Annotated in this window: 16 protein-coding genes; 9 read left to right on the top strand and 7 right to left on the bottom strand. The window is 63.0% G+C overall.

Annotated features, from left to right (window positions below):
• Positions 1 to 86 precede the first annotated feature (86 nt).
• Both ADADO0_RS08310 and ADADO0_RS08305 read left to right on the top strand, forming a co-directional pair.
• On the top strand, positions 87 to 347 hold the full coding sequence (locus tag ADADO0_RS08310; RefSeq protein WP_511304652.1) for a helix-turn-helix domain-containing protein: 261 nt from the start codon (positions 87 to 89) through the stop codon (positions 345 to 347).
• 89 nt (positions 348 to 436) lie between these two features.
• Positions 437 to 715 (top strand): helix-turn-helix domain-containing protein, encoded by a 279-nt coding sequence (locus ADADO0_RS08305; protein ID WP_511304651.1) that lies wholly within the window; start codon positions 437 to 439, stop codon positions 713 to 715.
• 6 nt (positions 716 to 721) lie between these two features.
• Here ADADO0_RS08305 and ADADO0_RS08300 read toward each other — a convergent pair whose 3' ends face one another.
• From ADADO0_RS08300 to ADADO0_RS08285, 4 genes are all read right to left on the bottom strand, one after another.
• Complete coding sequence (locus tag ADADO0_RS08300; RefSeq protein WP_511304650.1) at positions 722 to 1,126, bottom strand: hypothetical protein; 405 nt, start codon at positions 1,124 to 1,126, stop codon at positions 722 to 724.
• 62 nt (positions 1,127 to 1,188) lie between these two features.
• Complete coding sequence (locus tag ADADO0_RS08295; RefSeq protein WP_511304649.1) at positions 1,189 to 1,701, bottom strand: hypothetical protein; 513 nt, start codon at positions 1,699 to 1,701, stop codon at positions 1,189 to 1,191.
• A 182-nt stretch (positions 1,702 to 1,883) separates the two neighbouring features.
• Positions 1,884 to 2,720 carry an exodeoxyribonuclease III gene (locus tag ADADO0_RS08290; protein ID WP_511304648.1) on the bottom strand — a complete coding sequence of 279 codons (837 nt, stop codon included), beginning with the start codon at positions 2,718 to 2,720 and terminating at the stop codon, positions 1,884 to 1,886.
• Positions 2,721 to 3,409: 689 nt separating this feature from the next.
• Positions 3,410 to 3,685: a hypothetical protein gene (locus tag ADADO0_RS08285; protein WP_511304647.1), complete on the bottom strand. Its 276-nt coding sequence runs from the start codon at positions 3,683 to 3,685 to the stop codon at positions 3,410 to 3,412.
• Between the two features lie 509 nt (positions 3,686 to 4,194).
• On the opposite strand from ADADO0_RS08285, the gene ADADO0_RS08280 reads away from it, so the two are divergent.
• The 6 genes from ADADO0_RS08280 to uxuA all read left to right on the top strand — a co-directional run bounded on the left by ADADO0_RS08280 (position 4,195) and on the right by uxuA (position 9,166).
• Positions 4,195 to 5,037 carry a substrate-binding periplasmic protein gene (locus tag ADADO0_RS08280; RefSeq protein ID WP_511304646.1) on the top strand — a complete coding sequence of 281 codons (843 nt, stop codon included), beginning with the start codon at positions 4,195 to 4,197 and terminating at the stop codon, positions 5,035 to 5,037.
• A gap of 111 nt (positions 5,038 to 5,148) precedes the next feature.
• A complete protein-coding gene (locus tag ADADO0_RS08275; RefSeq protein WP_511304645.1) occupies positions 5,149 to 5,814 on the top strand; it encodes an amino acid ABC transporter permease in 666 nt (221 codons plus the stop codon).
• On the top strand, positions 5,811 to 6,470 hold the full coding sequence (locus tag ADADO0_RS08270; protein WP_511304644.1) for an amino acid ABC transporter permease: 660 nt from the start codon (positions 5,811 to 5,813) through the stop codon (positions 6,468 to 6,470). The genes ADADO0_RS08275 and ADADO0_RS08270 overlap by 4 nt, the downstream gene beginning before the upstream one ends.
• The gene (locus tag ADADO0_RS08265) at positions 6,467 to 7,240 is read left to right on the top strand and encodes an amino acid ABC transporter ATP-binding protein (RefSeq protein ID WP_511304643.1); all 774 of its coding nucleotides are present in this window, start codon (positions 6,467 to 6,469) and stop codon (positions 7,238 to 7,240) included. Before ADADO0_RS08270 ends, ADADO0_RS08265 begins: the two co-directional genes overlap by 4 nt.
• Positions 7,240 to 7,935, top strand: coding sequence for a GntR family transcriptional regulator (locus ADADO0_RS08260; RefSeq protein ID WP_511304642.1), 696 nt, complete (start codon positions 7,240 to 7,242; stop codon positions 7,933 to 7,935). Before ADADO0_RS08265 ends, ADADO0_RS08260 begins: the two co-directional genes overlap by 1 nt.
• Before the next feature lie 34 nt (positions 7,936 to 7,969).
• On the top strand, positions 7,970 to 9,166 hold the full coding sequence (gene uxuA / locus ADADO0_RS08255; protein ID WP_511304641.1) for a mannonate dehydratase: 1,197 nt from the start codon (positions 7,970 to 7,972) through the stop codon (positions 9,164 to 9,166).
• A 529-nt stretch (positions 9,167 to 9,695) separates the two neighbouring features.
• Here the strand turns inward: uxuA and ADADO0_RS08250 are convergent.
• The 3 genes from ADADO0_RS08250 to ADADO0_RS08240 all read right to left on the bottom strand — a co-directional run bounded on the left by ADADO0_RS08250 (position 9,696) and on the right by ADADO0_RS08240 (position 11,607).
• Positions 9,696 to 10,178, bottom strand: a complete 483-nt coding sequence (locus ADADO0_RS08250; RefSeq protein WP_511304640.1) for an MgtC/SapB family protein — start codon at positions 10,176 to 10,178, stop codon at positions 9,696 to 9,698.
• A gap of 98 nt (positions 10,179 to 10,276) precedes the next feature.
• Positions 10,277 to 10,513 (bottom strand): hypothetical protein, encoded by a 237-nt coding sequence (locus tag ADADO0_RS08245; RefSeq protein ID WP_511304639.1) that lies wholly within the window; start codon positions 10,511 to 10,513, stop codon positions 10,277 to 10,279.
• A gap of 200 nt (positions 10,514 to 10,713) precedes the next feature.
• On the bottom strand, positions 10,714 to 11,607 hold the full coding sequence (locus tag ADADO0_RS08240) for a DMT family transporter (protein ID WP_511304638.1): 894 nt from the start codon (positions 11,605 to 11,607) through the stop codon (positions 10,714 to 10,716).
• Positions 11,608 to 11,731: 124 nt separating this feature from the next.
• Here ADADO0_RS08240 and ADADO0_RS08235 point away from each other — a divergent pair, with 124 nt between their 5' ends.
• Positions 11,732 to 12,460 (top strand): ArsR/SmtB family transcription factor, encoded by a 729-nt coding sequence (locus ADADO0_RS08235; protein WP_511304637.1) that lies wholly within the window; start codon positions 11,732 to 11,734, stop codon positions 12,458 to 12,460.
• Positions 12,461 to 12,836: the final 376 nt, after the last annotated feature.

Here is a 12,836-nt window from a genome sequence, read left to right as displayed (position 1 = left end):
GCCGATAGCGTTGCCGTAAGGCTAGTTATTTATGATGGCTATAGCCAGTGGTTTGATAGGCATATATTTACCGACCATGCGTTCCCATGAAAGGACGCGCACTGCTGGCCTGGAACGTGAGAGCCCTGCGGGTGGAGCGGGGGCTTTCCCAAGAGCGCCTGGCTGCCGATGCCGGGATCGACCGCGCATATCTCGGGGGCATCGAGCGGCAGACAGAGAACCCGACTATCGATCTCATGGACCGTCTTGCCGAGATATTGCAGGTCCCCGTCTCCGACCTCATCCGCGCTCCGATGGAGGGTTCCAGCCCGCCTGAGCCGTTACGCCGGGGGCGTAAGAAGGCCTGATTGATCGCTTCAGCATGGCTCGATTGCACCCACGCCCCGTTTGTAACGTGCACTATAATACGTAGCACAACAGTGCACAATAACGCCGCATGCGCTTCATGTTGGATGCGCGGCAACTCATCGGGATCAATGTCAGAAGGCTGCGGCTTGCGGCCGGTCTGTCTCAGGAGGATGTGGCCGTAAAGATGGGCGTGGACCGAGCCTACGTGAGCAGCCTCGAAGGCGGCCGCCGCAATCCAACCGTTCTCACGGCCTGGCACGCGGCGCAGGCCCTGGGCGTGAAGCTTCAGGCGCTGTTCGAGGAGGATGAAGAGCTTCGCCCTCCAGCCACGGAGCGCAAGCGCGCCCCGCGTCTGAAGACCAAGTAAGCTGGCCTATTGGCCCCACCGTTCTGCTGCCGAACGGTTAGGTCGAATCCGCGGCTGGAGATAGCACCGCACATCGTCCGCGAAGCGCTTCAGAAAAGCCTCTTCCGTCGCTTCCAACACGCCATGGCAGTGGGCGAGCAGCAAAGGGACGACCCGTGCCTTTGCCTGCAAGCTGATCGGCGTCGCGGCCGACAGGATCGCCAGCCGCCCAAGCGTCTCGACGCTGTTGCACGTCGCCGCGCCGCCAAGCTCGTCGGCATACTGACCGTCCGGGTCGGGGTCGGCATCGTGGCCAGCCTTGAGTGCCGCCAAGGCCTGAGCATAGGTGATGCAGTCTCGGATCAGCGCCGCATCTCGCTTTGCACCTTCGCGCGCATATTGCCCATGACGTCGCCTGTTTCGTTTTCCCATATCGGTGTCCTCACCCCGTCGAAGTGGGAGAGGGCGCTGCCACGCAGCGCCCTCCGGCGGTCTCAGCGGGCGAACGCTGGGAAGAGCAAGGCGATGTCCTTGTAGTTGACGTGGAAGGTGCCCATCACCTCGTAGTCGACCCATTCGTAGACGAAGTCGTCACCGGCGCTGGCGATGAGCCGAGCGGGCCACCACCCCTCGAACTCGCCGTCCGAATTGTCAGCGACAAGAACGATCTGCCCGATGGCCACGACCTGCCATGGGACGAGAAACAGTTCGCTCTCCATCATCGAGGCCTTCTCGGCCTGCGGCAGTATCGACGTGCTGCCGCTATTGGCTTCCGAGGCCTCAGGCACGCCGCCCGCGGCCGGCGTCACATTCACAGCGGCCGACGGCGCATCGGCCTTTGCCTGGCCGCTGACGGCCGCCGCAGACGCTTCGGCATTTTCGACGGCAGGCTTCACCGCCTGACTGGCAATCGTAGGATCTTTGCGCGCAGCACTGGCAGCGGCTTTCGTCTTGCCGGCGCCGGCCTTGGCAGAGTTCATCGGCGTCACGTTGGACTTGTTTGTCATAAGGGGTCTCCGAAAAGGAGGCGGCGAACTCCGCCCTCATGATTGTATCATAATACCACATAAATGTCAAGAGAATCGTTGCGACACCTAGATCTGCGCAATTTGAAGTCGTTATTTCTATGAGGGGCGGCTGGCCATTTTAGGTCGGCGCTTGCAGGTGCCCGATCACAGAATTGCGTACCTCAAATAGCCTTATGGGAAGTGCGGCGAGCAGGAGAGAGGCCCTGGCGCGGCCTGCGAGGCGGCTCTGCGGAAAGCTCGACCCAGGCGGGTGCGTGGTCGCTCGCGTGCTCCCAGCCACGAACATCGCGATCGACCCCAGCGGACAGAAGGCGCGGACAAAGAGAAGGGCTGAGCAGAAGGTGGTCGAGCCGAAGGCCAGCATCGCGTGCCCATGCGTTCCGAAAATAGTCCCAGAATGTGTAGATTCGCTCCTTGGGGTGCAGGGCACGAATGGCATCGACCCACCCCTGGTCGGTCACGCCCCTGAACGCCGCACGCACCTCCGGCCGAAACAGTGCATCATCAACCCAGCGCTCAGGCTTGTAGACGTCTAACTCGGTGGGCATCACGTTGTAGTCGCCGGCCAGAACCACTGGTGCTCCTGTGGCCAGCAGGCTGCTCGCGTGCTCGGCCAGGCGGGTGAACCACCGAAGCTTGTAGTCGAGCTTGGGCCCGGGTGCCGGATTGCCATTGGGAAGATAGAGGCATCCGATCAGGACCCCGCTCACTGCTGCCTCTATGTAGCGGCTATGCGTGTCGTCTTTATCCCCAGGGAGGCCGCGCCTGGTCTCAACGGGAGTGGCGCCTCGGGCCAGAATGGCGACCCCATTCCACCGCTGCTGGCCATGCCAGAGGGCACCGTAGCCAGCTTTCTCCAAAGCCGCTGCGGGAAATTTGGCATCCGGCGCCTTCAATTCCTGAAGACAAACGACGTCCGGCTCAGCTTCCGATAGCCACCGAAGCAGGACCGGCAGTCGGCCGTTTATGCCATTGACGTTGAAGGTCGCGATCTTCACGGGGTGATAGCGCTGAGGCCAGCTATGTGTTCCCCTGGAGTTCCCGCTTTCCGTTGTAGGTCCCTTGCCCTATTCGGTCAGCTTCGCACCTCACAGCCTTTGAAAGGGAACCTCGCGCGCGTGAGCAGCCGTGAAAAATGTAGGCACTAACGTGGGCATAAAAAATTTTAGCGATAAAAAAAGATAGCAATTTCAACGCGATATCTGGCGAGTGCGGTTCCCATCGCCCGCTCCAGTTTTTCTCATAGATATCAGCGACTTGCGAGACTGCCGCCTTCGGGTGGCGGCTCTGGCGCATTCGCGTTTAGCCACCATTTAGCCACGGGGGCTAAAGTCGGTTAGTAAGGGGGCGACTGCTTTCCTGGCCGACTCGCGATCAAGGCGAGGGATTCGCCGGTCGCCACACTTTCGGTGCAATCCGTCCAGTGTTGAGAGTTAGGCGCTTCAGCTATAGTGCCACCATTCCCGCCAACGTTTCGGACGTTCGGACTCGGGGTGGATTCAACGAGTTCACATCGGTCGTGGCGGGATACTTTTTCCGAGACGTCGCACTCCCATTCCCTGCCGGCTCATACCTCTTAACTGTAGAAGTATGAGCTGACGTGCATCTGCGGGAGGGGAGGGCGCGAATGCTTCCAGGCAGGCATCCCTCCACGCGCCCCTTTCCGAAATCCAAATGACGTCGCGATCTACTCGCCCTTGGACCGAAGAAAGAACCCGAGGAACAGCATCACGCCGCCCACGCCGCCAACGGCCGCGCCCATCACAGTCAGAATGCGATTGACTGCGTCGGCCTGATCGAATGTCCGCCAAGCGCCGGATGTGACCTGCATGAGCATGTAGGCCGCTCCGGCAAGGAGCAGGACCTCGATGACAGCGGTCAGGACGAAGATGCGTGTCGATTTGCGCACGTCGGCTGCCTCTGGAAATCCCGGCACCTGATTGTGCCTGAGAGACTGCAGCAACGCCGCTCCTTGGAATCTGATCCATCCTGTTGTCGCGCGAAGCGGCTGCGGCGTCCGGGGCTGACCCATCGCGGGCCTTGGGAAGGTCTACTTTTCTGGCAGCGACGATGTTGGTGGTGGGCTGCAGGAGCCAGACGTCCTCATCTCAATGCTCCCCCTCCCTTTGGATCTGCCTCCCTCAGTTGGGCGATGTGGCAGGGCCGAAAGGCCGTCCGCGGTCGTCATCACCAGGAAGTCTTGGCCCACAATGGCGAGAAGCCCCAGGGCGAGCCCGATCGGCTGCCGATGTGAATGTTGGGGGTGGCCGGCCGGCCGATCTCTTCGGCGGTAACCTTGCCAAATGGCCCCGCACAGCAGCGTCTCCTCTCCGGCTCCCGGCACGCAGCGTGGCGAGGGCGGTCTCCGACATCGGTCTTGATCTGGGTTTCAATTTGTATACTAGAGTGCAAGTCAGGGCCGGGCCGGGTTTCCGGCTGAACAGGCTTAAGGCCGTAGTCGGAGGAGATACCATGGGTTTCGGTAGAATTATCAATCTCTTAGGCGTGGCTGCCCTGGGCGTCAGCCTGTCGGTGGGCGCCGCCTTCGCCCAGGACGTTGCCGTTCCCGCTCCGGGCACCAGCGCCCGCATCGATGCCATCAAGAAGGCCGGCCAGTTGCGCGTTGGCGTGCTCGCCAATCCGCCGTGGCTGGTGGAGAACACCACGGGCTCCGGCGAGGCGTGGTCCGGCCCGGCCTGGACGCTGGTGAACGACTTCGCCAAGCGCCTGGGCGTGAAGCTGGTGGCCGTGCCGGTGTCGCACGAGACCAAGGTGCCGGTGCTGGCCTCCAACCAGGTGGACATCACCGTGTCCCCGCTCTCGGTGACCAAGGCCCGCCAACAGGTGGTGGATTTCGTCACCTATTCCAAGACCGCGCTGTGCGTGTTCGGCCGCGCCGACAATCCCAAGGTCGCCAACGCCACCTCCATCGACGACTTCAACCGCGAGGACGTGACCATCGCCTACTTCACCGGCGGCGGTGAGGAGAACTGGGCGAAGGAGCGCTTCCCGAAGGCCAAGCTGCGCGGCGTCACCAGCGCCGGCACCGCCGCGCCGGTCGAAGAGATCATGGCCAAGCGCGCCGACGTCACCCCCATCAACCGCATCCCGTGGGTGGCGCTGAACCGCAAGGTGAAGGGCCTGATGGCGCTGCCCAAGGGCGCCAATTGCCAGGAGAGCACCGAGGCGGCCACCGAGATCGGCCTCGCGATCGACAAGAACCAGCCGGAATTCCTGGCGTGGCTCCAGGCTGTCACCAAGCCCATGCTGCCCGCGCTGATGGCCGAGGAAGAGAAGATCGTCTCGACCATGTGAGGAGCGCCTTCTCAGGGGAAACGTAACTCCCTCTCCCGCTTGTGGGGGAGGGAATCCGCCCGGCGCGTGCCGGGGCCGTCACCTTCGAAATTGCATCCGGCACAGGCATTCATGGAATTGAATCTCGCCCCGATCCTGGATAGCTGGCAGTTCCTGCTCAGCGGGCTCTGGGTCACCCTCCAGCTCGCCTTCGGCGTGGCGCTTTGGGCCTTCATGTTCGGCACGCTGGTGGCGCTCGGCAGGCGCTATGGGCCGGCCTGGGTGCGCATCCCGCTCGTCTTCTACATCGACTCAATGCGCGCCATTCCGGTGCTGGTGGTGCTGGTGTGGATCTATTTCGCCCTGCCCATCGCCACCGGGGTGAACCTGCCGCCCTTCTGGTCGGCCATGTTCGCGCTCTCCTTCCACCTCGCCGCCTATGTGGCGGAGGTGGTGCGCGCGGGGATAGAATCTGTGCGTCCGGGGCAGTTGCGCGCCGGGCTGGCGCTGGGCATGTCGATGGCCCAGGTGGTGCGCAAGATCGTGTTGCCCCAGGCGTTCGTGCGCATGATGCCGGCCTTCGGCAACCTGCTGTCGCTGGCGGTGAAGGACACCGCCATCTCCACCGTCATCGCCGTGCCCGAGCTGATGCGCCGCGCGGATACGGTGGCCGCTCAGAGCTATGCGCCAGTGGAGGTCTTCACCACGGTGATGTTCGTCTACTTCCTCGTCATCTTCCCGCTCACCCGCATCGTAGACATGGTCTACCAGCGCATTTCCTTCCTGGGGCGGTCATGAACCTCGATTGGTCCATCGTCCCCGCCAGCGCCGGGCTTCTCTTTCACGGCGCGCTGGTCACCATCGGCCTCACCGTGCTCACCATGGCGATCGCCGTACCGTGCGGCATCGGCGTGGCGATGCTGCGGGAATCGCGGTTGAAGCCGGTGGCGTTCCTCGCCACCTGTTTCGTGGAGCTGTTTCGCAACATTCCCATCCTGCTGGTGGTCTACTGGGCCTTCTATGTGATGCCCGTGGTGCTGGACCTCAGCTTCTCGCCCTTCGTCACCGGGCTCGTCGCCTTGTCGCTGAACAACACGGCGTACAATTCCGAGACATTCCGCTCCGGCATCAAGTCGATCCGCAAGGGGCAGTCCGAGGCGGCGCTGGCGCTCGGCATGAGCGAGGGGCAGGCGTTCCGCAAGATCATCCTGCCCCAGGCCCTGCGCCGCGTGCTGCCGGTGCTCGCCACCACCTGGGTCACGCTGTTCAAGGACACCTCGCTGGTGTCCGTCATCGCCGTGGGCGACCTTGCCCACACCGCCATGCAGATCCGCTCGCAGACGTTCCGGGTGCTGGAGATGCTGACCGCCATGGCGGCCATCTACTGGCTGCTGGGCTATCCGCAGGCCAAGATCGCGGACTGGATCCGCCAGAAGTTCGGGGTAACGGAATGACACCTTCCTCTGTCGCGCCGCAGGCGCTCCCGGACGTCGTGCTGAAGTATCGGGATGTCCGCAAGCTCTACGGCGAATTCGTCGCCCTGAACGGGGTGTCCCTGGACGTGAAGCGCCAGCAGGTGGTGTGCCTCATCGGCCCCTCCGGCTCGGGCAAGTCCACGCTGCTGCGCTGTACCAATGCGCTGGAGACCATGGACGGCGGCGAGATCCTGTTCGATGGCGTGCCGCTGCCGAAGGACGCCGCGTCCATCCGCAAGGTGCGCCAGCGCATGGGCATGGTGTTCCAGAATTTCGAGCTGTTCCCCCACAAGACCGCCCTTGAGAACGTGATGATCGGGCCGTCCACGGTGCTGCGCCTCGCGGACAAGGACTGCCGCCAGCGGGCCGAGAAGCTGCTGGTCAAGGTCGGCCTCGCCGACAAGATGGGGAATTATCCGGCCAACCTCTCCGGCGGCCAGCAGCAGCGCGTGGCGATCGCCCGGGCGCTGGCCATGGAGCCGGAGGTGATGTTGTTCGATGAGCCCACCTCCGCCCTCGACCCCGAGACCATCGGCGAGGTGCTGAACGTGATGAAGGCGCTCGCCGACGACGGCATGACCATGATCGTGGTGACCCACGAGATGACGTTCGCCCGCCGGGTCGCCGACCATGTGGTGGTGTTCGAGCGCGGCGAGGTCATCGAGCAGGGACCGCCGAAGCAGATCTTCGACGCGCCGCACGCCACCCGCACCCGCGACTTCCTGAGCCACCTCGGCTGGGACGCGTGATGGACGCCGCGCGGGGCGAGGTGCGGGCTTTCGCCGGACCCGCGAGCGTCGCGGCGATCCAGGCGGAGATCCGGCAGGACATCATCGCACTGCGGCTGATGCCCGGTGCCCGCATGTCGGAGAACGAGCTGGCCCGCCGCTTCGGCACCAGCCGCACACCGGTGCGCGAGGCGCTGTTCCGCCTGGTGGACGAGGGGCTGATCGAGGTGCTGCCACAGCGCGGCACCTTCATCACCCGCATCTCGCTGCGGGCGGTGAAGCGGGCGCGGTTCGTGCGCGAGGCCATGGAAGTGGCCATCGTGCGTCACGCCGCCGAGCATGGCCTCTCTCCCGCACGGCTGCGCACCCTGGACGAGGTGATTGCCGAGCAGGAGGTGGCCCGCGATATCCCCGAGCGCTTCACCACCGCCGACGATGCCTTCCACCGCACCCTCGCGGACGGCATCGACGCCGGCAGCATCTGGGACGTGGTGGAGCGGGAGAAGGCGCAGTTCGACCGGCTGCGCTTCCTCAGCCTGCCCAACGTGACGCCCGTCGATACGCTGATCACCCAGCACAAGGCCATACTGGCGGCGATCCGCGCCGGCGATGTCGCCCGCACCGAGGCGGCGACGCGTGAGCATCTGTCTGAGGTGCTGAAGGTGACGGACGCGCTCGCCGCGACCCACCCGGGCCTCATCGTCAACGACGCCTGACGGCGCAATCATTCATAGGAAGGAACTGGCGCTCATGGAACAGACATGGCGGTGGTGGGGCCCCAAGGACATCATCACCCTGGCGCATGTGCGCCAGACCGGCGCGAGCGGCATCGTCAACGCGCTCCATGAGGTGCCCGCCGGGGTGGTGTGGACCCGCGAGGACATCCAGGCCCGCAAGGACTTTATCGAGGCGGACGCCTCGCTGGGCCTGCGCTGGAGCGTGGTTGAGAGCCTGCCGGTGGCCGAGCCCATCAAGATCGGCACCGGCGACCTGACGGAGCTGTTCGACAATTACCGCGCCTCCCTGCGCAACCTCGCGGCCTGCGGCATCGACACGGTCTGCTACAATTTCATGCCGGTGCTGGACTGGACCCGCACCGACCTGCGCAGCCCGGTGCCCGGCGGTGGGCGGGCGCTGAAGTTCAACGCCTTCGAGTATGCCGCCTTTGACGTCTTCATGCTGGAGCGGGACGGCGCCGAGGCGGATCATTCCCCCGACGTCCTGGCGCGGGCCAAGGCCTGGTTCGACGCCTCCGGCAAGGCGGACCGCGACCAGCTTCTCTCCAACATCATGGCCGGCCTGCCGGGCGCCTTCGACCGCTACGACCTGCCGGGCCTGCGCACCATGCTCGCCCGCTTCAAGGACGTCTCCGCCGAGCGGCTGCGGGAGAATCTCGGCCGGTTCCTGGCAGAGGTGATCCCCACCTGCGAGGAGGTGGGCATCCGCATGGGCATCCATCCCGACGATCCGCCGCGCCCGCTGCTGGGCCTGCCGCGCATCGTCAGCAGCGAGGCCGATCTGGCGGAGGTGCTGGCGCTCCATCCGTCCCGCGCCAACGGCCTGACCTTCTGCACCGGTTCGCTCGGCGCCCGGCCGGGCAACGACCTGCCGGCCATGGCCGCGCGGTTCGCCGACCGCATCCATTTCGTGCACCTGCGCAACGTCTCGAAGGAGCCGGACGGCTCGTTCATGGAGGCGGACCACCTGGGAGGCGACGTGGATATGGTGGCCGTTGTGCGGGCGCTGCTTCAGGAGCAGAAGCGCCGGCGCGATGCGGGGCTTTGCGACTGGCGCCTGCCGTTTCGCCCCGACCACGGGCACGAGCTTCTTGACGATGTGGGCAAGGCCAACCACCCCGGCTACCCCGCCATCGGCCGCATGCGCGGCCTCGCCGAAGTGCGCGGCGTGATGACCGCAATCGCCTCGCTGGAGGGCCTGCCGCTCTGACTTCGGCCGCTTCGGCGGCCGATCCGGCTTTGCTCTTCCGGCGCGCTGCATTAGCCCGGTGCTGTCGATAATCAGGGTCAGGGAGCCGCCGGGATGCCGAGATTTCGTCGCTCAATTCGAAACGAGTTCGCCATCCATCTCAACCGGCGCGGGGCCTGTGCCGAACCAACGGTCGATGTCTGACTTTACGCTTCGATGGTGGGGGGTCTTCGTCCTCCGTTAGCCGAGATCGTGCGGATTAGCGGGAGCCAGCTCGATCCGAGCCACCTTGCTTGATCGGCGGGAGACCGCGCTTCGAAAGGAAATATCCAACTGAGGAGCCTTCTGGGAGCGGCGCCGCCTCCTCAAACGTCGTAATATGGTCCCTGACCAGCATCAGCGAAGGCTGGAAACCACCGAGTTCTATAGTTTCTCGACGCGGCGCGAGATAATCCGCGTGGATCTCGGCATCCGGTTGAGCCGCTGCGGCGTGGATGGTCCTAGTCGGACGTTTTGATGTCTTCTCGGCGGCGCTGCAATCAGATTCTGACTACTTTCCGGGACGCGGGTCGTCCTCTTCCACCTCCGTTTTAGACTGCGTTGGGAGGATGTATGGGACTGCCGCGAGTATAATGAGGACAAAAGCTGCCGATAATACAGCAGTAGCTTCTAGACCAAGTCCGGCAATGACTCCAATACCAGCGGTAGCCCAGATACTCGCAGCCGTGGTCAGGCCCTCCACCAATTGCTGTTTGGCTCGCACGATGATGGCGCCGGCACCAAGAAACCCAATGCCCTGGACTATACCTTGCAAGATACGAGACATGTCCTCCAATGGCATCCCGCTCTGCATCGGGCCAATGATAAAAAGCGCTGATCCGACGGCTACAAGCATGTGCGTCCTTACCCCTGCGCTTCTCCTCTTAAGCTCGCGTTCATATCCGAGAACTCCGCCCAGGAATGCGGCCAACGCCAAACGCAACATGATGCGAGTCATGGCTGACACGTCAGGAACGTCCGAGAACTCCTTCACGACTGTCGCCCAAATTTCCTCACCCACCCTCAACCCCCCATCCATTGCCCGCAGCTCAACGTACAACGCAGGAGTTCGCCGTATGGCTTCGAACGCGTCTATAAATTTGAGCCGTTGATGTCGCTGTCGAGCAGGTTGTCCAATCTTTTCCAGAAGCGTAGGGGCGGCCTGACGTGGCGTGCGCCGACACCCCGCAAGACGTCGGCGAACAGCTTGGAGCGATAGGCCGAGCCGCTATCAGTTATCATCAGCTGCACCAGGACACAGTGGCGGGCAAACCAGGCCAGCGCCCGCCCTAGAATGCGGCCCTGCAAGCGTCCGTTGTGTTCGGTCATACCTGTCGCGGGTTTCGGGATGTTGCTACAGTTCATGGCCAGAACGGTTTTCTACCTTCCCTCATCACTTCACCACTGCTGATATTAAGTTCGCGAAGCGGGTCATCGTTTATTTCACGGAGATTGCGGCGCTGATGCCACCGATCCGGCCAAATGGAGAAGATCGTCACGAGCATGCGGGCGAGCCATGACATGCCCGCTCATCCCTGCTTCCTAATAGGTAGCGTCATGGCAATAACGCCAGCCACGACGCAGGCCAGACCTATCCATGCCGTTGGGGACAGCGTTTCCCCAAGAAACAGGACGCCGATCGCAACACCGATCGGCACACGGAGATAGGCTTGCGCCGTTGTGCCGACAGAGCCGAGCGTTTGCACGAGCCGGAAATAGATCACGAAAGCCAACGCTGTGGAGAAAACCGAAAGAGCAAGGAGCGCGAGGGTGGAATCGGTGCTCGGTGCCAAGGTCCACGGCTGATCTACAATGAGACTGACCGGGATGAGAATCGCCGCGCCGCAGATCAGCGAGCCAGCAGCCGGCATCATCGGATCGAGGCCCTTGAAGTTTTTGCCGAAGATCGCAGCGCCGGCATAGCAGATTGTGGCCGCGACAATGGCGAGTTGCGCCGACAGCTCATGTCCGAAGCCACCGAGCGCTTGGACACCGACGATCAGGCATGTTCCGGTCAACCCGGCCGCAACGCCGAATAGCGTGCGGCCGGTGACGGCTTCGTGGCGCGTAATTAGCGCCGTCAGCAGGAACGTGAAGATTGGCGAAGTGGAATTGAGGATCGTCGCGAGGCCCGCGTCGGTGGTTTGCTCGGCCCACGCGATCAGGGTGAAGGGCACGACACTGTTGAGGCAGGCTTGAAACAGGAAGCGTCCCCAAACTTGTCTATCAGTAGGCAGCTTCAGCCCACGCAGATGGAGAATGGCGACAAGCACGACCCCGGCAACAAGGGTTCTGGCCGCGATCAGGGTGACAGGCGGAATAGTTTCTACGCCGATCTTGATGAAGCTATAGGACGCTCCCCAAAGCGTCGATAGGGCCAGAAGCAACGCTAATTCCGTTGTTATGTTTGTCTTACGAGCCATTGTTTTCCTGTTTCTCTGGTGCGGCTTTGATTTTTTTCCTACTGGAAATCGAGAGCAGGATGTTTCGGCGCTGGCCGAACTATTTAGCGCTGACGACACTGCGTTCGGCTGCTAAACTCCGGGCATGTCGAATGTTGCTTCGGGGAATACGATTGCCGAGGTTGCAAGCCTGATCGGGGATGCAGCGCGCGCCAACATGCTTTCCGCATTAATGGGCGGACAGGCTTTGACGGCAGGCGAGCTGGCGCGACATGCCGGCGTGACCGCGCAGACCACGAGCGGCCATCTTGGCAAGCTTACAGAAGCCGAATTGATCTCCGTCGAGAAGCAGGGGCGGCATCGCTATTATCGGCTGGCCTCGCCCGATGTGGCGCACGCCATTCATGCTCTGATGGCGGTCGCGGCGAGCGGGCCAAAGCGTTATCACCCGATCGGACCGAAAGACGAGGCGCTGCGCCTTGCCCGCACTTGCTACGACCATATGGCCGGTCGTCTCGCCATTGCCCTGGCGGACGTTTTGACAGGCAGGAACTATGTCATGCTGGCAGATGGAGCCGGCCTTGTGACCGACGAAGGGCGGCGTTTCTTCTGTGATTTCGGCATTGATCTGGACGAAGCGACACGTTCTAAACGCCTGCTTTGCCGAACCTGCCTCGATTGGAGCGAGCGACGGTCACACCTTGCCGGCCGTCTAGGCGCTGCCCTTCTCGATCGGTCCCTTGCGCTCCGCTGGATCGATCGCACGGCCGAAAGCCGTGCTCTGCGTATCACACGCGCCGGCGAGGCTGGGTTCAGCGGCACATTCAATCTTCCGTCAGACTGGCGCACGTCGCCATTGTCTCGGAAATCCTGAGCCTGCACCACGTCCGCAGCGTGCCGGTTTCCGGTACGTGTATCGCAAATGTCTGTCGCGCAAGTCGGACTTTCGCACTCGACTTTGCTACAGATTCTTCTCTGACAATTCGGTGCCGTCGATTTTGCGATACCGGAGTCAGCTTCTGCCCTTGTCGGCCCGAAAGCTGACTGACCGCTTCCCATCCCAAGATCGACAAGCAAACAACATATCCTGCGCATCGAAGTGGTGATCCGCGATGAGACGGATAACCGCTTGAGTTCAGATTTAGGTTCGCTCCGCCAGGAGCAGCGCATCCTCCACGTCGACACCAAGGTATCGGACCGTGTTACCAGAGCGCTACTGCTCTGTTCCATGACGTGCCAACACCGGCCGC

This window comes from Aquabacter sp., assembly GCF_965279295.1.
GTDB lineage: Bacteria > Pseudomonadota > Alphaproteobacteria > Rhizobiales > Xanthobacteraceae > Aquabacter.
The sequence above is the reverse complement of the archived record's forward strand: the minus strand, read 5'-3'. Positions and strand labels throughout refer to the sequence as shown.

Coding starts and splice junctions, on each gene's coding strand:
- ADADO0_RS08310 (WP_511304652.1), top strand. CDS start 87: ATGAAAGGACGCGCACTGCTGGCCTGGAACGTGAGAGCCCTGCGGGTG.
- ADADO0_RS08305 (WP_511304651.1), top strand. CDS start 437: ATGCGCTTCATGTTGGATGCGCGGCAACTCATCGGGATCAATGTCAGA.
- ADADO0_RS08300 (WP_511304650.1), bottom strand. CDS start 1,126: ATGGGAAAACGAAACAGGCGACGTCATGGGCAATATGCGCGCGAAGGT.
- ADADO0_RS08295 (WP_511304649.1), bottom strand. CDS start 1,701: ATGACAAACAAGTCCAACGTGACGCCGATGAACTCTGCCAAGGCCGGC.
- ADADO0_RS08280 (WP_511304646.1), top strand. CDS start 4,195: ATGGGTTTCGGTAGAATTATCAATCTCTTAGGCGTGGCTGCCCTGGGC.
- ADADO0_RS08275 (WP_511304645.1), top strand. CDS start 5,149: ATGGAATTGAATCTCGCCCCGATCCTGGATAGCTGGCAGTTCCTGCTC.
- ADADO0_RS08270 (WP_511304644.1), top strand. CDS start 5,811: ATGAACCTCGATTGGTCCATCGTCCCCGCCAGCGCCGGGCTTCTCTTT.
- ADADO0_RS08265 (WP_511304643.1), top strand. CDS start 6,467: ATGACACCTTCCTCTGTCGCGCCGCAGGCGCTCCCGGACGTCGTGCTG.
- ADADO0_RS08260 (WP_511304642.1), top strand. CDS start 7,240: ATGGACGCCGCGCGGGGCGAGGTGCGGGCTTTCGCCGGACCCGCGAGC.
- uxuA (WP_511304641.1), top strand. CDS start 7,970: ATGGAACAGACATGGCGGTGGTGGGGCCCCAAGGACATCATCACCCTG.
- ADADO0_RS08245 (WP_511304639.1), bottom strand. CDS start 10,513: ATGACCGAACACAACGGACGCTTGCAGGGCCGCATTCTAGGGCGGGCG.
- ADADO0_RS08240 (WP_511304638.1), bottom strand. CDS start 11,607: ATGGCTCGTAAGACAAACATAACAACGGAATTAGCGTTGCTTCTGGCC.
- ADADO0_RS08235 (WP_511304637.1), top strand. CDS start 11,732: ATGTCGAATGTTGCTTCGGGGAATACGATTGCCGAGGTTGCAAGCCTG.